This window comes from Achromobacter sp. RTa (genome assembly GCF_000757485.1).
Classification (GTDB): domain Bacteria; phylum Pseudomonadota; class Gammaproteobacteria; order Burkholderiales; family Burkholderiaceae_B; genus Achromobacter.
Genome location: NZ_JPYO01000034.1, coordinates 30,566 through 48,567, shown reverse-complemented (window position 1 = coordinate 48,567; position 18,002 = coordinate 30,566). Strand labels below are relative to the sequence as shown.

The following is an 18,002-nucleotide window of genomic DNA, read 5'->3' as shown; positions in this document are numbered from 1 at the left end:
ATCAGGAGACGTGCAATGCCCTTGCGGATGCCTAAGCTTCGGTTGACACGCCGGGTCGGCAAAATTCTTCTGGGCATTGCGGCATTCATACTGATCCTCTTCGGCGTCGCTGCCTGGCAAGTCCCCAAGGTGCTGGGCAACGTCCTGACCCAGGACGTCTCCAAAATGATCGGCCGCGACGTCTCCGTCGGCAAGATCACCTTCAACCCGTTCACGCTGACCATCCGCGCGCGCGACCTGGCCGTGGCCCAGCCCGGCTCGCAGACTCCGCTGCTGACGCTGGCCGAACTGGACGCCAGCGCCGCCTGGACCTCGCTGTTCTGGTTTGCGCCCGTCGTCGATCGCTTGACGCTGCGCGAGCCTAACATCGCTATCGTGCGCGAGGACGTCACCCGCTTCAATTTCTCTGATATTCAGCAACGCGTGGCCGAATTGGCCGCGGCCAAGCCCGAGGAGCCGCCCAAGCCGGATGAAGGGCTGCCCCGCTTCTCGCTGAACAACATGGTGATCGAGAACGGCTCCATCACGCTGGATGACAAGGTTACCGGCCGCAAGCAGGTCGTGGACGAGCTGGGCGTGGGCGTGCCCTTCATTTCGACCTTCGGCTACGCCACCGACATCGACGTGCAGCCCCGCCTGCACCTGCGCATCAACGGCAGTCCCTTCGACCTGACCGGCGTGGCCCGTCCCTTCGACGAGGTGCCTTCGTCCACGCTGCAGGTTGCGTTCAACGGCCTGCAGCTCGAAAAATGGGCGGACGTCTGGCCCATGCCCCTGCCGTTCAAGCTCGAAAGCGCGCTGCTGGATTCCAATCTGCAGGTGGTGTTCGAGCAACCCAAGGATGCGCCGCCCAAGATCCGCGTCGTCGGCGACCTGGGGCTGCGCCGGTTCGACCTGCGCGATACCGCCGGCCAAGGCCTGGCGGCATGGAGCGCGCTGACCGTCACCCGGCTGGAACTCGAGCCGATAGCGCGCCGCGCCTACGTGGGCGAGGTGGGCCTTTGGGCGCCGCAGATCCACGTGCGGCGCTACGCCAACGAGCACCTGAACTGGCTGGACGTGGTCGCCCAACTGAAGCAGCTGGGCGGCGTCGAGCCCACCGCAACGCCCGTGGCGGACAAGCTCCGCAAGGCCAGCGGCCTGGATCCCAGGAAGGCCGCGGCGGACCCGGCGGCTGCCGCGGGCGCAGCGCCCGCAGCCGCGCAGGCGGCTGAACCTGCCGCGGCTCCCGCCCAGGCTTCCGCTCCCGCGGATCCCGCCGCCACGCCCGCCGCGCCGGCAGTTCCCGCCGCGCCGGCAGTTCCCGCCGCGGCGCCCGAGGAATGGAAGGTGGCGCTGGACGCCTTCAACCTGCACGAGGGCGAGGTCTACGTTACCGATGCGATCAGCAAGCTGGACTACGTCATGACCGGCCTGGCTGCCACGGTCGAAGGCGTGGCCCTGCCGCAAGTGAAGGACGAACCCATTAATCTGTGGCTGACCATGGACAACAGCACCGACGGCGGCTGGCTGCGCGCCAAGGGGCCGCTGGTCCTCAAGCCGCTGTCGCTGGAGTTGGGCGTGCGCCTGGGCAACATCGCGCTGGCGCCCCTGGCTCCGGCCGTCCGCAGCGCGGCGCCGGTCTCGCTGCTCGATGGCCGCCTGGGCGCGACGGCCCAGGTGCACGTGCGCGAGGCCAACGGCGCCGTGGACGCATCCGCGACCGCGGTGCAGGCGGACCTTACCCAGTTCAAGGCGCGCGACGAATCTCTCAAGCCCGCGCTGGACATCGCGCTGCAAAGCCTGCGCGTGACCGCCGACCGCCTTGCCATGGGGCCGGGGCAGAGCAACTTCACCCTGGCGGCGGCGGGTATCCAGGGCAACGGCAAGCTGGACCTGAAGGGCGCCTTCACGCCGCAGCCGCTGACGGTGAAGACGTCCGTGGACCTGTCCGAACTGAACGTCGCCTCTTTTGCGCCATACGCGGCCTCCAGCCTGAACGCCACGGTGCGCGCCGTGACGCTGGGCGCGAAGGGCAATGCGGAGTTCGCGGCCGCGGCCGGCAACGCGCCGATGAAGGCCAGCTGGAAAGGCGGCGTCGAGATCACGGGCGTGGATCTCCAGGACCGCGTCAACAACGACGATTTCCTGAACTGGAAGCGGCTGGGCTTCTCCGGCATGGATATCTCGGTTGCGGGCGACAAGATCGGCGCCAAGCTGGGAGACATCGCGCTGGAAGACTTCTACGGCCGCGTGCTGCTCAATGCGCAAGGGCGCCTGAACGTCATGGACCTGGTGGCAGCGCCGGGCCAGGCGGGCGGCTCCATCACGCAGGACACGCAAACGCCGGGCCGCCGCAGCGCGCCGCCCGCGGAGCCGGCCGCCAAGGGCGGGTCCAGCGCCATGCCGGACATCGCGGTCAACAGCGTCACCCTGAAGCGCGGCCGCATGACTTTCACCGACCGCTTCGTGAAGCCCAACTACGTGGCGGAACTATCCAGCGTCGAGGGATCGATCACGGCGGTCTCGTCCACCAATCCCCAGCCCGCAAAGGTAAAGGTCACGGGCCGCGTCTACACGACGGCGCCCCTGTCGATCAGCGGCATCGTGCAGCCGTTCGCCAAGTACCTGTCGCTGGACCTGAAGGCCTCGGCCAAGGGCGTGGACCTGCCGCGCTTCAATACCTATTCCGCCAAGTACGTGGGCTATCCCATCAAGCGCGGCAAGCTCTCGGTCGACCTGGAATACAAGATCAAGGACCGCGCGCTGCAGGCTTCCAATCACGTCGTGCTCAACCAGCTGACCTTCGGCGACAAGACCAACAGCCCCGACGCGACCAAGCTGCCCGTGCTGCTGGCCGTGGCCCTGCTGAAGGATGCGCGCGGCAATATCGACATCAACCTGCCGATTTCCGGATCGCTGGACGACCCTGAGTTCTCGGTGGGCGGCATCGTGGTCCGCGTGCTGATGAACCTGGTGGTCAAGGCCGTGACCTCGCCTTTCAGCCTGCTGGCCTCGGCCTTCGGCGGCGGCGAGGAGCTGTCCTACGTCGAGTTCGCGCCCGGCAGCGCGGCCTTGACGGACGACAGCGTGCAGCGCATCGACACGCTGACCAAGGCGCTCCTGGACCGTCCCGCGCTGAAAATGGACATCAGCGGCCGCGCCGACCCCAAGACCGACATGGAAGGCCTGCGCCAGGCCTGGGTCGACGGCCAGATCCGCGCCGCCAAGGCAGCCGACACCGCCCCGCGCGGCAAGAAGCCGAACCCGGCCGGGGTCCAGGTATCGGCCGCGGAGCGCGCCAAGTACCTGGAAGAGGTCTACGACGATACGGACATCAAGGACAAGCCGCGCAACTTCATCGGCATGGCCAAGTCCGTGCCGGCGGAGCAGATGGAGGAGATGCTGCGCAGCGTGGCGCCCGTCGGCGAAGAGCAGCTGCGGCAATTGGCGGATGCCCGCGCGCAGGCGGTTTATGAGAAGCTGCAAGCCCAGGAAGGACTCGCGGAACGGGTGTTCATCATTGCGCCGCAGCTTGACGCCGATGGCATCGAGGACGAGGGGCAGCCCTCGCGCGTGGACTTCTCCCTGAAGTGAACCAGGCTGGCCGCGGGGGCGCTCGGGCGCCCCTGGCCGGCCTTTGCCAGGAGACGCTCGATGAAAGACCAGGACGCGCAATTCGACAGCCTGCTTCCGCCCCTGAAGCTGGACCGGCGGGGCTTCATCGCCACTTCGGTGGCGGCCGGATTTTCGCTGGCGGCCGGCCAGGCCGTGGCGCAGACGGCCATTTCCACGAAAGCCGACGGCCTTGTGGCGGGCAAGATCGACATCCCCGCCCAGGACGGCAAGATCCCCGCCTACCGCGCGGCGCCGCAGGGCAAGAAGAACCTGCCGACGCTGATGGTGGTGTCGGAGATATTCGGAGTGCATGAATACATCCAGGACGTTTGCCGACGGCTGGCCCATCTGGGCTACCTGGCCGTCGCGCCCGAACTGTTCGCCCGGCAGGGCGATCCCTCCAAATACACCGATATTCCCAAGCTCCAGGCGGAGGTGATCGGAAAGGTGCCGGACGCCCAGGTCCAGGGCGACCTGGACGCCACCGCGGCCTGGGCCGCCGCCAACGGAGGCGATCCAGGCAAGCTGGGAATACTGGGTTTCTGCTGGGGCGGCCGCCAGGTCTGGCTATACGCCGCGCACAATCCCAAGCTGAAAGCCGGCGCGGCCTGGTACGGCCAATTGGCCGGCGAGCCCAGCGACCTGAAGCCCAAGTCCGTGCTCAGCCTGGTGAACGAGCTGAAAGCGCCCGTCCTGGGCGCCTACGGCGGCAAAGACGCGGGCATATCGCAGGCCGACGTGGACCGCATGCGGATCGCGCTGGCCCAGGGGCCCGCGGCGGCCAAGGCGTCCCGGATCGACGTCTATCCCGACGCCCCGCATGCGTTCCACGCGGATTACCGGCCGTCGTACCGCAAGGCGGAGGCGGAACAGGCCTGGACCCGGATGCTGGACTGGTTCAAGCAGAACGGGCTTTGAGGGGCGGGGCTCGTGAGCTGGTTGGTGTCAGACCCCCGGGGGGAGACTCCTGGCGCACAGGATGGTCTCGGGGTGTCAGACACAGGCTGATGCGGCAGGTGTCAGACACTGACTGAGGCGGCAGGTGCCTGACACCCCAGGAAATGCCCGTCGACATGCCCAGGCGCCTCGCGGGTGTCAGACACCCGAAAGACTACTTCGCATCTTCCCCGGGCAAGCCGTCATTGACCTCCGCCAGCGCCTTCTTCATGTCCTCGTAATCCATCACGCGTTCGTTCTGGAAGTCGCCCAGGACGCCCCGGCAGCCGTCCACGCCGGAACGTTTCATCTCGTCCATCATCGTCTTGCCCTCGGCCTGCCCCTTCTTGAACAACGCATCGTAGCCGCCCGCGGCAAAGCCGTATTCCTGGGCGTACTGGAGCAGGTTCTTGCGGGCGGTGGACTGATGCTGGGCCAGGTCGGGCTCGGAGGCGCCGCAGGCGCGCGCCGCGCCGTTGGACGCGCCCGCGGCCGTGATGAAGGAGTCGTACTGGATCTGTTCGCTGGCATCGGGGGCCGCCCAGGCCGGAGCGGCTGCGCCCAGCACCCAGGCCAGGCCGGTCAATATCTTGCGCATCGGTGAATCTCCGCTTGGCGCCCGCGCGCCTGTCGGCGGCGTTGGCGGGCAAGGATTTCCAACACAAGATTATGGCAATCCGCCGTTTCGAGGCCATGAGAGGGCGGTGTGGAGTCGTTTCAGACTGTGCATCTTCTTTTCCCCGCCGCTGGCCGGCAGCAGTCCGGCCGCGCAGGAACTATGATGGAGCCTGTGGGGCGATCCTGCCCCAATGCATTGCCCCTCACACCCTGGAGATTCACATGACGATCAAAGTCGGCGACCGCGTGCCGGATGGCACCCTGACCGAATTCATCGAAACCGAAACCGCCGGCTGCTCGCTGGGCCCCAACGCCTTCCAGGTCTCCGACCTGGCGCGCGGCAAGACCATCGCGCTGTTTGCCGTGCCCGGCGCCTTCACGCCTACCTGCTCGGCCAAGCATCTGCCGGGCTACGTGGAGCAGGCCGCGGCCCTGAAGGCCAAGGGCGTCGATGAAATCTGGTGCGTGTCCGTCAACGATGCGTTCGTCATGGGCGCCTGGGGCCGCGAACAGAAGACCGATGGCAAGGTCCGCATGCTGGCCGACGGCTCGGCGCTGTGGACCCAGGCGCTGGGCCTGGAGCTGGACCTGGTCCAGCGCGGCATGGGCGTGCGCTCGCAGCGCTACTCGGCGCTGATCGTCGACGGCGTGGTCAAGCAGTTGAACGTCGAAGCGGCTGGCAAGTTCGAAGTCAGCGACGCCGCCACGATGCTGTCGCAAGTCTGATCCTACGCAGTTCCTGTTTTACCGCTCAGCGCTGCGGGCCGCCATGGCGGCCCGCAGCGCTGCCGCCAGCAGCGGTTGCCGACGCCATGCTTGCCACGCTCTCTTCATTCTCCTCTCTGTACTTCGCGACCTTGCTGATGCTGATCGGCACGGGTCTTTTCAATACCTATATGGGGCTCCGGCTGACGGCGCAGTCCGTCAGCGAAGTGTGGATCGGCGCGCTGATCGCCGGCTACTACCTGGGCCTGGTGTGCGGCGCGCGCCTCGGCCACCGGCTGATCATCCGCGTGGGCCACATCCGGGCCTTCGTGGCCTGCGCGGCCATCGCCACCAGCATGATCCTGGCCCAGACGCTGGTCGATTCCATGCCGCTGTGGCTGGTGTTCCGTGTCATTTCCGGCATCGTCATGGTGACCGAGTTCATGGTGATCGAGAGCTGGCTCAACGAGCAGACCGAAAACCACCAGCGCGGGCGGGTCTTCTCCGTCTACATGGTCGTGTCCGGCCTGGGCACGGTGCTGGGGCAGCTCGCCCTGACCGCGTACGCCACCCTGGACTTGCGGCCCCTGACGCTGGTGGCGATGTGCCTGGTGCTGTGCCTGGTGCCCATCGCCGTCACGGCCCGTTCCCACCCGCCCACGCCGCTGCCGGCGCCATTGGACATCCGCTTCTTCATGCGGCGCGTGCCGCTGTCGATGACGGTGCTGTTCGTGGCAGGCAATCTTTCCGGCGCGTTCTACGGCCTGGCCGCCGTGTATGCGGCCAAGCACGGCTTGTCGACCTCGCAGGCGGCCATCTTCGTGGCCGCAGCCGTGACGGCCGGCCTGCTGTCGCAATGGCCCATGGGCTGGCTGTCCGACCGCATCAACCGGGCTGGGCTGATCCGCTTCAACGCCTTGCTGCTGGTGCTGCTGCCCGCCGTCATGTGGGGCTGGATCGCGCTGCCGTACTGGGCGCTGGTCGCCATGTCCTGTGTCTTCGGCGTGCTGCAGTTCACCCTGTATCCGCTGGGCGCGGCGTTCGCCAATGACCACGTCGAGTCCGAGCGCCGCGTCAGCCTGTCGGCCGTGCTGCTGATGACCTACGGCGTCGGAGCCTGCGTGGGTCCCATGATCGCGGGCGTGCTGATGTCGCTGGCCGGCCCCAGCATGTACTACGTGTTCACCTCGGCCTGCGCCGTCATCCTGGTCTGGCACGTGCGTCCCACCCGCGTTACCGGGGCGCACCAGGTCGAAGAGGCGCCGACGCATTTCGTGCCCATGCCCGACACCCTGCAAAGCTCGCCCGCCGCGGCCGTGCTCGATCCCCGCGTGGACCCCGAGAACGACATCGCCATGGAAATGGCGCAGCCCGATCCCGCGAGCGTCGCCCCGGTGGCCGAGGCCGTGCCGGCGGAGGAGGCCGAGAACGAAGACGAGGCCGATGCGGGGCGCGAGGCCCGCACCGGCACCTGAGCCCCGGATGGCGCCCTTACCAGGGCGCCATCAGCACAATGGCGGCCAGGGCCAGGGCGATGCCCAGCGCGTTCATGCGCGACAGCGGTTCGCGGAAGGCCAGCGCGCCAACCAGCGTGCCCAGCGTGATCACCCCCATGTTCATCGATGCGAACACCAGCGCGGGATGTTCGGGCAGCGATTGGTGCGCGCGGATGTAGGTCAGGATGTTGCCGAAGTTCGCCAGCCCCAGCGCCACGCCGGCGGCCAGGTGCCTGGTTCGGCAGCGAACCCGGCGCAGCAGCAGGTAGGCCAGCATCAGCAGGCCCGCGATGACGAACGCCAGGAGCAGCCCGCCCGCGAACGCCGTGCCCGCGCGCGCCATCTGCTTGAACAGAATGTCGATGACGCCATAGCCCAGCCAGACGGCCAGCGGCCAGGCCCAGGCCGCGCGGCCGCCGCCGGCTTCGCCGCCCGTGGGGGCCGAAGCCGGGGCGGCGCGGCGCAACAGGCAATACAGCGCGCCGGCGGCCAGCACGGTCGCGGCCAGCTTGCGGCCGCTGGGCGGCTCGCCGAACAGCAGGAACGCCGCCAGCAACGGAATGAAGAGCGACAGGCGTTGCGCGGCGTCGCTGCGCACGATGCCCGCGTGGCGCACGGCCGCCGCCATCGCCAGGAACACGCTGGGCAGCAGGATGCCCAGCCCGGCCAGCACCATCCAGGGGGTCTTCGGCGCAAGCAGGCCGGCCGGATCCGGCCGCAGCACGGCCCAGCAGAGCAGGGCGGCCACCAGGTAGTTCATGGCGATGGCCTGCCGCACGTCCACCTGCCAGCGCCGGGCCAGCTTCAGCAGCACGGCCACCGTGACGCTGCAGGCGACGCTGGCAAGCAGGTAGAGCAGGCCCGGGGTCAACGGCACGGCGCGGCTTCCGCGGTATGTTGGGCTGCGTCGATCCGCATGCCCAGGCGCGCCAGCAGGCGCTGGTCGGCTTCCATCTGCGGATTGGCGGTGGTCAGCAGCGCGTCGCCGTAGAACATCGAGTTGGCGCCCGCCATGAAGCACAGGGCTTGCAGCGCGTCGTCCATGGCTTCGCGGCCGGCCGACAGCCGCACCGCGGCGCGCGGCATGGCGATCCGGGCCACCGCGATGGTGCGCACGAACTCGAAGGGGTCCAGCGCCTCCACGCCGGCCAGCGGCGTGCCTTCCACCTGGACGAGATTGTTGATCGGCACGGATTCGGGATAGGGCTCCATGCTGGCCAGTTGGGCGATCAGGCCAGCGCGCTCGCGCCGCGATTCGCCCATGCCGACGATGCCGCCGCAGCATACGCTGATGCCGGCGTCACGCACCCGGTCCAGCGTGTCCAGGCGGTCCTGGTAGGTGCGGGTGGAAATGATCTTGCCGTAGAACTCGGGCGAGGTGTCCAGGTTGTGGTTGTAGTAGTCCAGGCCGGCCTCCTTGAGCTGCTCGGCCTGCCCTGCGCGCAGCATGCCCAGGGTGACGCAGGTTTCCAGGCCCAGCGCCTTGACGGCGCTGACCATCTCGGCCACGGCGTCCAGATGATGCGGCTTGGGGCTGCGCCACGCGGCGCCCATGCAGAAGCGCTGCGCGCCGCCGGCCTGAGCGGCGCGCGCCGCGGCCACCACGTCTTCCAGCGGCATCAGCTTGTCCGCGTCCAGGCCGGTGTCGTAGTGCGAGGACTGCGGGCAATAGGCGCAATCCTCGGGACAGCCGCCGGTCTTGATCGAGAGCAGGCTGGACAGCTGGATGGCGTTCGGATCGAAATGCGCGCGGTGCGTCTGCTGGGCGCGGAAAACCAGGTCCATGAACGGCATCTCATAGAGCGCCATGATGCCGGCGGCGTTCCAGGCGGGCGCGGTCGCCGGTTTGGCGGCAGTCGGGACGGGGATGTAGGCGGTCTGCATGAACGGGCTCCTGTCGGTCTTGCGGAATCGAACCGCTTGCTGGGCAAGGGCTGGATCGGCGGATCGTAAGAAGCTGTGCGCGGTTTGCGCAATGCAGGGGGTATTGCCGGAATTAGAGGGGTTTAGGAGTGGTTTTTGCTGGAATTGGCGGATTTTGATCGTCGCCGATCGCTAACTGGGCCTCTTCTTCGGCGACGTGGCTGGCCTGGATATTTTGCATCTAATTGTAAATTTCAAAATTCAGCCCTGGCCCCGCTTGTCGCTTTTGCGGGCGGCCTCGCGGCCGGTGATGCCGCGATCGCGCGCCCAGACGATGGCGGCGCTGCGGCGGTGCACGCCGATCTTGCTGTAGATGGTGGCCACATGATTGCGCACGGTATTGCGCGACAGTTTCAGATGCCTGGCGATGCCGTCGTCGTCGTGGCCCTGGCACATCAGCCCCAGGACTTCGCGTTCGCGCGAGGTGAGCTGGGCGAGCTCCGCGGCGTCGAGCGTCGCGGGGGCGGGCTGGCGCAATTGCGCCAGCTTTTCGATGATGCCGCGGCTGAATGAGGACGTGTCCTGCATGACGGCCTCGATGGCGGTCAGCAATTCGGTCTCGGAACGCCTGCGCTCGGTGATGTCCTGCATCAGCACCAGCACATGCGGCACGCCGCCGATCTTGACCGGGGCGGCCGACACCAGGCAATCCAGTTGTGCGCCGTCCCGTGCGATCAGCGCGGCTTCCCGATTGCGGAAGCCCTCGCTGCCTTTCAGGCTCGCGGCGATGTCTTCGCTGGCATGCAGGCCCAGTTCGGGCAGCGGCACCCCGACGCAGCCCTCGACGTCCGCGCCGATGGCAGCCGCGAAGGCGTCATTGGCTTCCTGCACATGAAGGTCGTCGGCGTGGCATAGCGCCATCGGCGCCGGCGCCAGGCGAAAGGCCTGCGAATAGCGCTCTTCGCTGCCCCGCAGGGCCAGCTCGGCGCGTTTGCGCGAGTCCATGTCGATGAAGGTGAACAACATGCACGGCACGCCGTCCGGGTCGACCGGCTGCCCGAACGCGATTACGCATTTTTCGCCGCCTCGCGCCAGCTTCACCAGGCCCTCGCGCGGGGGGATGGCCAACCCCTGGCTGAGGCGGGCGATCGCGAGCTCCTTGTCCTCGCCGCCTCCCAGTACGTCGAGCTCGACAGCCGATTTTCCCAGGACGGCTTCGCGCGTCCAGCCTGTCATTTCGAGGAACCCCTGATTCACTTTCACGCAGTGCAGATCGTGCAGCCGACAGAGCAGGGCGGGAGCGGGATTGGCGTCGAAGGCGCGTTCCATGCCTTCGCCGGGGTCGGGGCGTCCGGTCTGGTCGTGCAGGATCAGCACCCGGTAGTCCGCGCCGTCGCCGCCTTGAAGGCGCAGGCCGCTCGCGCGCACGCGCCGCACGAATTCCTTGTCGTCCTTGCGCGCCAGGTCCAGCAGCAGGTCCTCGAACGGTTCGGCCGCCGCCAGGCGGTCCAGCGGATACTGGCGGGCGGCTACCCGGTGGTGGTTGCGGTGGGAGAGGACGTAGCGTTTGCGGTAGCCGGAAGGCGTGTCCCCCAGGTCTGCCAGCTTGTCGGTGCCGTGGAGGCCGAGAGCGCTGGCATTGGCCCACGCGATGGTCCCGTTAGCTTCCAGCAGGATGATGCCCTCGTTCAAGCCGGCGGCGATACTTTGCAGATGCTGGTGGCGCGCATGGGGGGCGGTGGCGTTCTCGGTCACGTAGTCCTCTTCATTTCGCGGGGCACGAACGCAAAGAATGAAGGCGCGTTGTTCCGCTGTCCAGATGGCGAAACGGACGAGTCTGAGCGTAGGGGGGGCCGCAGCCTGTGGCAGTCCCGGGTCCGACAATGGGATAGTTTTGCGGCGGACCCTAGGCGAGGAGATCGGGAATTTAATATACTTAAAAAATATTAACGATCGCTGCAGGGAGCTTCCCAGCTTCCGCGAGGCGCGCTCGACTCTCGCAGGATCCTGGTCATTGTTTCCATGAATCACTCCCCTCCCATCGTCAAAACTCGTGCGACCGAAGCCGCTTACGACGCGATCGAGCAAATGATCGCCACGCTCAAGCTCGAGCCCAACCAACCTATCGTGGAAAGCGACCTGATCCAGTTGACCGGCCTGGGCCGCACGCCCATCCGCGAGGCCTTGATGCGCCTGGTCGCCAGCGGCCTGATCGAACAGCAGCCGCGCCGCGGCCTGCGGGTGAGCGAGATCCGCATCGCGGAGCACCTGATCCTGATCGAAACCCGCCGGGTCCTGGAGCGCCTGATCGCCATGTCCTCGGCGCGGCGCGCCACGCCGGAGCAGCGCGCCAAGCTGCTTCAGCATGCGCACGACATGGTCGATGCGGCGGGGCGCGGGGACCTGGCCGGCTACATGCACGCCGACCAGGCCCTGGACAGGGTCAATCACGAAGCCAGCCGCAACCCCTATGCGGTGCAGGCGATCATTCCCATGATCATCCAGTGCCGGCGCTTCTGGTACGCCTTCCAGCATGAAGGCGATCTGGAGCGCGGCGCGCAGTGCCACCTGATGGAGGCCGAAGGCATCCACGCCAATGACCCGGAGCGGGCCATGGCGGGCGCGGACGCATTGATGAGCTACCTGACGGAATTCACCCACACGGTGATCGAAGGGTGACAGCGGCGCGGGCTTTGCGAAGGCCCGCGCCATTGAGCAAGGCTCAGTTCACATACCAGATGGTCTTGACCTGCTGGTATTGATCCAGCGCTTCCAGGCCGTTGTCGCGGCCGCCGAAGCCCGACTGCTTGTAGCCGCCGAACGGCGTGGTGATGTCGCCTTCCGAGAAGCCGTTGACCGACACGGTGCCGGCCTGGATGGCTCGCGCCACGCGTTGCGCGCGGCGTACGTCGCGGGTGTACAGCGAGGCCGCGAGGCCATACTGGCTGTTGTTGGCCAGTTCAATGGCCTCGGCTTCGGTCTCGAATGGCGTCACCGCCAGGATCGGGCCGAAGACCTCTTCCTGGAACAGACGCGAGTCCGCCCCCACGGCGTCGAAGATCGTCGGTTCGACGTACCAGCCGCTGCCCAGTTCCGAATGGATGCGCCCGCCATGGATCAGGCGGGCGCCATCGGCCGCCGCGTTGTCCAGGAAGCCGCGCACCTTGTCGAAATGCGCGCGTTCGATCATCGGCCCGATCTTGACGTCGGCCTCGGTGGGCAGGCCCACTTTCCATTCCGAGAGGCGCTGGCGCAGCCGGTCGAGCAGGGCGTCCTTGATTCCGGCCTGCACGATCAGGCGCGAACCGCAACTGCAGTTCTCTCCCATGTTCCAGAAGGCCGCGGCGAGCACGTGATCGACCAGGCCGTCCAGGTCGGCGTCGTCGAAAATCACCTGGGGGCTCTTGCCGCCGCATTCCAGCACGATTTCCTTGAGATTGCTCTCGGCGGAATACTTGAGGAAATACCTTCCCACCTCGGTCGAACCGGTGAACGACACCACGTCCACGCCCATATGGCGGCCGATGGCCTGGCCGACGGTTTCGCCCAGACCCGTGACTAGTATCAGGGCGCCTGCCGGTATGCCGGCCTGATGGGCGAGCTGGGTCATGCGGTAGGCGCTCAGGGAGGTCAGCTCGGCGGGCTTGACGATCACGGAATTGCCCGCAGCAAGAGCCGGGGCCACCTTCCAGGCATACATCTGCGCCGGGAAATTCCACGGCAGCACCGCGCCCACGACGCCTATGGGTTCCTTCACGATCAGGCCCAGCGCCTCGGGTCCCGTCGGCGAGATGCGTCCGAAGCACTTATCCACGGCTTCGGCATACCAGCGGAACGTGTCCAGCGTGGCCGGCATGTCGGTATTCAGGCATTCGGTGATCGGCTTGCCGGCGTCCACGCAGTCCAGCGCGGCCAGTTCTTCGGCGTGCTCGGCCAGCAGGCCGGCCCAGGCCAGCATGATGCGCTTGCGTTCGGCCGGCGCCAGGCCCGACCACTCGCCCGATTTGAAGCTGGCGCGGGCGGCCTGCACGGCGCGGTCCACGTCGGCAGCCGTGCCGGCTTCGATCGAACCGATCACGCTGTTGTCGATGGGCGTGGTGTTCTCGAGACGGGCCCCCGGCGCGGCATGGCCGGGAATCAGATTGCCCGCCCATAGCTGCCCGGCGCGGGCCTGCTCGAAAATCTGCTCTTTGGCTTGCGGCATGGCGGTTCCCCTATCCCTGGTAGGCATCGAGCATGGCCAGGAACGCGCGCTCGTCCTCGGCCGACAAGGGCGCCAGCGGCAGGCGCACCGTCCCGGCGTCGACGCCGTGGCGGCGGCAGCCGAGCTTGGCCTTCTGGTTGTAGTCGCCGGATTCCATCGCCTGGATCACGGGGTACATGCCGCTCATCAGCGCGCGGACGTCATCCCAGCGTTGTTCGGCGGCCGCCTTGACCATGGCTGCCTGTTCGGCGGGGAACACGTTGGCACCGCCGCTGATCCAGCTGCGCACGCCCCAGAACAGGAAGTCGGCGGCCATGTCGTCGGAGCCGCTGATGATCTGGAAATCCGGAATGCGGGCCTGGATCAGCGCGAGCGCGCGGTTGAAGTTGCCGCTGCTTTCCTTGATGCCGATGATGTTCGGGATACGGGCCAGTTCGATCACCGTTTCCACTGCGATCTGCACGCCGATGCGGGCCGGGAAGTCGTACAGGATGATGGGCAGCGGCGTGGCGGCCGCCACGGTGCGGAAATGCTGCAGGATGCCCGCCTGCTCGGGCAGGCTGTACGGCGGGGCGGTCAGCATCAGGCCTTCATAGCCCAGTTCCCGGGCTTGCTGGGCGTTGCGGATCGCTTCGGGCGTGGAGAGCGCATTGATGCCGGCGATCAGCGTGATGCGTCCGCTTGCGGCCTCCGCCACCGTGCGCAGCACCAGCTCGCGCTCGGCGTCCTCCAGGGCGTAGAACTCGCCGGTCGTGCCGCAGGCCACGATGCCGGCCACGCCCGCTTCCACGAAGCGTTCCACCAGCTGCCGCAGGGCATCGGCATTCACGCGGCCGTCCGCGCCGAACGGCGTCACGATGGGTACCAGGACTCCTTCGATATTCATACGTCTTCCTATTGCAGAAAAAGCGCCCGTATCGCCGGGCAAAAGCGAGGCCGCGCGGGCCCGCAAACCAGGTTTGTTCAGAAGCCCACGATGCGCTGCGGCAGCCAGGTCGCCAAGGCGGGGAACAGCGCCACGATCGCCAGCGTCACGAACTGCACCAGGATGAAGGGCACCACGCCCCTGCACACCTGGCCGTACTTCATGTCCGGCGGGGCGATCGACAGCAGGTAGAAAATCGACGAGGCCATGGGCGGCGTGAGGTAGCTCGTCTGGATCACGATGATCACCAGCGTGCCGAACCAGATCGGATCGACGCCCGCGGCCGTGAGGACGGGCAGGAACAGCGGCACGCAGATCAGCACATTGGCCGTCCAGTCCAGGACGAAACCCAGCAGGAAGACGATGCACAGGAACAGGACCAGCGTGCCGTTGACGCCCAGGCCCAGGTCCGACGTCAGGCCCTGGATCAGGCGCGAGCCGCCGTTGGCCGCGAAGATGCCGGTGAACATGATGCCGCCGGCCACGATCAGCAGGATCATCGCCGAAATGCGGACCGTGATCGCCAGGGACTCGCGCATCATCGACAGGCTGAACTGGCCGTAGCAGATGCACAGGATCAAGGCGCCGACGGCGCCCACGGCGGCCGCCTCGGTCGGCGAGGCGATGCCCGCCATCAGCGAACCCAGCACGGCGAAGATCAGCAGCATCGTGGGCACGAGCCCGCTCAGCGTGATACGCAGCTTGGCTGCCAGCGGCAGTCGCATGTCCTCGGCGTCGGCGGGCGGGCCTTTCTTCGGGTTCAGCACGCAAACGCCGATGATGTACAGGACGAACAGCCCTACCATGATCAGTCCGGGGAACAGCATGGCGGCGAACAGTTCGCCCACCGAAACCTGCGCCAGCGAGGCATACACCACGGCCACCACCGACGGCGGAATCATCGTGCCGAGCGAGCCGCCGGCGCAGATGGTTCCCGCGATCAGCGAGTTGTCGTAGCGAAAGCGCTGCATCGCGGGGATGGCCATCAGCCCCACCATGACCTCGACCGCGCCGACCACGCCGGCGGCCGCCGCAAAGGTCGCGCCCATGGCGATGGTCGCCACGGCCAGGCCGCCCGGCAGGCGCCCCAGCCAGAGCTGCATGGTGCGGAACAGGCGCGCCGCGATCCCAGAGCGTTCCAGGATGGCGCCCATCAGCACGAACATGGGGATCGCGGACAGGATGTAATTGGTGGCGGCCGAGTAAAGCCCGCCGTAGAGCTGGTTGAAGACATTCCCGCCGAAGGCGAACCAGCCGGCGATGAGGGCGGGGATGATCAGGGAAAGGGAAACCGGGATGCCCAGGAAGATCAGCAGGAACATCCCCGGGAACATCAACGCTGCGACAGTCGGATTCATCAATGTTCCTTCGCGGCGGGGGAGCGCTGGCCGGCAAAGGCGCGCAGGCCCTCGGACGCGAGTTGCAGGGTCATCGCGATCAGGCCGATCGCGATCAGCAGATAGAAAGGCCACATCACCGGCGCCCAGGGGCTGACCGTCTCGACTTCGTGGCGCACCCAGGCGCGCCAGGTGTGCGAGACGGCGATCGAGGACAGCACGCCGAACAGCGGCGCCAGGATCAGCAGGTAGGCGACGCCCTGGACCGCGTTGTTGAAGCGGGCCGGCAAGCGGTTGCGCAGCACGTCGATGCGGATATGGGCGTCTTCCCGCAGGACATAGGCCATGCCCAGCAGGAACACCGCGCCGTTGCTCATGTAGGCGATGTCGAACGCCCACACCGTCGGCGCGTCGAACACATAGCGCGCGAAGACTTCGTACACCATCGCCAGGGTCAGCACTGCCGCCGATATGCTGGCCAGCAGGGAAGCGAATCGGGACACGCCGTTGGCAAACCGGGCCAGGACATCGAGCATGATCGCCTTCCTCGCCGCGCGTCAGTTGCGAACCAGGTAGCCGCTCTCGGCCTTCCAGCGCTCGTGATAGGCCTGGTAATCAGCCAGCACCTCGGCCATGTCCGGCTTGCCGGCGGCCTTTTGCGCTTCGGCCGTCTTGCGCATCCAGTCGTTGCCCGCATCGGAAAGCTGCTTCACGAATTCCGGGCCGAGCGTGATGATCTCGTTGCGGCCGCTGCGGTACTTCGCCATGGCCTTCATGTCGGCGTCGTAGAAGTGGTCCAGTCCTTGTTGCGTCGTGAGTTCGGCGGCTGCCTCGATCAGCGGCTTCAGGTCGGCGGGAACCTTGTCCCAGGTCTCCTTCTTCACGACCACTTCCCACATGAACGTGGGCTGGTGCACGCCGGGCACCACGATGTACTTGGCGGCCTGGTGGAAGCCCTCGGGCATGTTGGCCGACGGCGGCGCCCATTCCACTGCGTCCACGCCCTTGCGCTGCAGCAGGGTGTAGGTCTCGCCCGGCGGCACCACGGTCGGCACCGCGCCGAAGTAGTCGCGCATCACCTCCGCCCAAGGGCCCGAAGTGCGGTATTTCAGGTTCTTCAGGTCTTCGGCGTTGCGGATCGGCTTGTTGGCGTGCGCCATGATCTCCGACGAACCGATCCCCACGATCATGGTCTTCAGGCCCTGGCTGGCGCGCAGCTTTTCGAGCCGCTGCTTGCCGCCGCCTTCGTACAGCCAGGCCTTGTAGGCGTCGGGGCCCATGCCGCCGGGGAAGCCCGAGAAGATGGCGTTTTCCGGGTTCTGGTTGACCAGGTAGCTGGAGGTGGAATGGCCGGCTTCGACCACGCCGTCCTGCACCGCATCGAACACTTTCAGCGCCGGCACGATCACGCCCGCGCCAAAGGGCTGGATCTCCACCCGTCCGCCGGTCAGCGTCTTGGCGTTGGAGGCAAAGCGTTCGAGGAAATTCTTGTAGAAGGGCGAGCCTTCCGGAACCGAGGTCGGAACTCGCCAGGTGACGTCGGCCGCAACGGCGGAACCGGCGGCGCATGCCGAGACGACAGTGGCAGCCAATACGCGGATCAATGTTTTCATGTTTTCCCCTTGTGGATGTGGAAATCGAACCGGTCTTTGCGGCGACAGTCTAATATCCATTAAATATATTAACAACATATTTAAGGGTAAGCCCTAGGCGGGCGCGCAGGCGTCTTGCGGAAGGAGGGGGAGGGTTGCGCGGGCGTTGCTGCGCGGGAAGGCGGCGTGCACGCAGGCGGGCTTGCCTGAATGGGGCCGGAAATGACAAAAGCCTTGTAAGCAAGGGCTTTACAAGGCTTTCCATGATCTTTGGCGGAGCGGACGGGACTCGAACCCGCGACCCCCGGCGTGACAGGCCGGTATTCTAACCAACTGAACTACCGCTCCGCAGCGGTGTGCTTTCACTTCTTCAATACGTTGCGGCGTCAAGGCAACGGGTACTGCGTGCCAGCGAACTGGCGTCCCCTAGGGGATTCGAACCCCTGTACTCACCGTGAAAGGGTGATGTCCTAGGCCTCTAGACGAAGGGGACCTGGAACTGCAAAACTCGTACTGCGTTCTTCGCTTTGGACTGGTGGAGGTAAGCGGGATCGAACCGCTGACCTCTTGCATGCCATGCAAGCGCTCTCCCAGCTGAGCTATACCCCCCAGGAATCCTCGTTGCCACAAACCGCCGGCAACCAGGCCTTACACCCTAAAAAGCAAAAAGCCCCGAATACGGAGCTCTTGAAAGACCCTGAACGAGAGCTTTTGGCGGAGCGGACGGGG

General features: G+C 66.7%; 14 protein-coding genes and 3 tRNA genes. 5 read left to right on the top strand and 12 right to left on the bottom strand.

Annotation, left to right across the window (positions count from 1 at the left end):
- Positions 1-15 precede the first annotated feature (15 nt).
- Both JL37_RS12275 and JL37_RS12270 read left to right on the top strand, forming a co-directional pair.
- Entirely contained in the window at positions 16-3,576 is a 3,561-nt protein-coding gene (locus tag JL37_RS12275) for a DUF748 domain-containing protein (protein ID WP_043544413.1), read from the top strand.
- Between the two features lie 60 nt (positions 3,577-3,636).
- Positions 3,637-4,515, top strand: coding sequence for a dienelactone hydrolase family protein (locus tag JL37_RS12270; RefSeq protein ID WP_043544412.1), 879 nt, complete (start codon positions 3,637-3,639; stop codon positions 4,513-4,515).
- A 193-nt stretch (positions 4,516-4,708) separates the two neighbouring features.
- On the opposite strand, the gene JL37_RS12265 is transcribed toward JL37_RS12270, so the two are convergent.
- Entirely contained in the window at positions 4,709-5,131 is a 423-nt protein-coding gene (locus JL37_RS12265) for a hypothetical protein (protein WP_043544411.1), read from the bottom strand.
- A gap of 242 nt (positions 5,132-5,373) precedes the next feature.
- Here JL37_RS12265 and JL37_RS12260 point away from each other — a divergent pair, with 242 nt between their 5' ends.
- Positions 5,374-5,877, top strand: a complete 504-nt coding sequence (locus JL37_RS12260; protein WP_043544410.1) for a peroxiredoxin — start codon at positions 5,374-5,376, stop codon at positions 5,875-5,877.
- 86 nt (positions 5,878-5,963) lie between these two features.
- The gene (locus JL37_RS12255; RefSeq protein WP_043544409.1) at positions 5,964-7,331 is read left to right on the top strand and encodes an MFS transporter; all 1,368 of its coding nucleotides are present in this window, start codon (positions 5,964-5,966) and stop codon (positions 7,329-7,331) included.
- 16 nt (positions 7,332-7,347) lie between these two features.
- On the opposite strand, the gene JL37_RS12250 is transcribed toward JL37_RS12255, so the two are convergent.
- The 3 genes from JL37_RS12250 to JL37_RS12240 form a co-directional block, all read right to left on the bottom strand.
- Positions 7,348-8,223 carry an EamA family transporter gene (locus tag JL37_RS12250; RefSeq protein ID WP_043544486.1) on the bottom strand — a complete coding sequence of 292 codons (876 nt, stop codon included), beginning with the start codon at positions 8,221-8,223 and terminating at the stop codon, positions 7,348-7,350.
- Positions 8,220-9,236, bottom strand: coding sequence for a biotin synthase BioB (bioB, locus tag JL37_RS12245; RefSeq protein WP_043544408.1), 1,017 nt, complete (start codon positions 9,234-9,236; stop codon positions 8,220-8,222). Before bioB ends, JL37_RS12250 begins: the two co-directional genes overlap by 4 nt.
- A 240-nt stretch (positions 9,237-9,476) precedes the next feature.
- Positions 9,477-10,970 carry a helix-turn-helix transcriptional regulator gene (locus JL37_RS12240; RefSeq protein WP_043544407.1) on the bottom strand — a complete coding sequence of 498 codons (1,494 nt, stop codon included), beginning with the start codon at positions 10,968-10,970 and terminating at the stop codon, positions 9,477-9,479.
- Between the two features lie 267 nt (positions 10,971-11,237).
- Here JL37_RS12240 and JL37_RS12235 point away from each other — a divergent pair, with 267 nt between their 5' ends.
- Positions 11,238-11,894 (top strand): GntR family transcriptional regulator, encoded by a 657-nt coding sequence (locus JL37_RS12235; RefSeq protein ID WP_043544406.1) that lies wholly within the window; start codon positions 11,238-11,240, stop codon positions 11,892-11,894.
- Positions 11,895-11,937: 43 nt separating this feature from the next.
- Here JL37_RS12235 and JL37_RS12230 read toward each other — a convergent pair whose 3' ends face one another.
- The 8 genes from JL37_RS12230 to JL37_RS12195 form a co-directional block, all read right to left on the bottom strand.
- On the bottom strand, positions 11,938-13,419 hold the full coding sequence (locus JL37_RS12230; protein WP_043544405.1) for an aldehyde dehydrogenase: 1,482 nt from the start codon (positions 13,417-13,419) through the stop codon (positions 11,938-11,940).
- Between the two features lie 10 nt (positions 13,420-13,429).
- A complete protein-coding gene (gene dapA, locus JL37_RS12225) occupies positions 13,430-14,305 on the bottom strand; it encodes a 4-hydroxy-tetrahydrodipicolinate synthase (protein WP_043544404.1) in 876 nt (291 codons plus the stop codon).
- 77 nt (positions 14,306-14,382) lie between these two features.
- Positions 14,383-15,702, bottom strand: a complete 1,320-nt coding sequence (locus JL37_RS12220) for a TRAP transporter large permease subunit (RefSeq protein ID WP_043544403.1) — start codon at positions 15,700-15,702, stop codon at positions 14,383-14,385.
- Entirely contained in the window at positions 15,702-16,217 is a 516-nt protein-coding gene (locus tag JL37_RS12215; RefSeq protein WP_043544402.1) for a TRAP transporter small permease subunit, read from the bottom strand. Before JL37_RS12215 ends, JL37_RS12220 begins: the two co-directional genes overlap by 1 nt.
- Positions 16,218-16,238: 21 nt before the next feature.
- Entirely contained in the window at positions 16,239-17,294 is a 1,056-nt protein-coding gene (gene dctP, locus JL37_RS12210; protein WP_043544401.1) for a TRAP transporter substrate-binding protein DctP, read from the bottom strand.
- Between the two features lie 250 nt (positions 17,295-17,544).
- Positions 17,545-17,621: transfer RNA gene (locus JL37_RS12205), tRNA-Asp, on the bottom strand.
- 69 nt (positions 17,622-17,690) lie between these two features.
- Positions 17,691-17,766 (bottom strand) — tRNA-Glu (locus JL37_RS12200).
- Positions 17,767-17,806: 40 nt separating this feature from the next.
- Positions 17,807-17,882, bottom strand: a tRNA-Ala gene (locus JL37_RS12195).
- Positions 17,883-18,002: the final 120 nt, after the last annotated feature.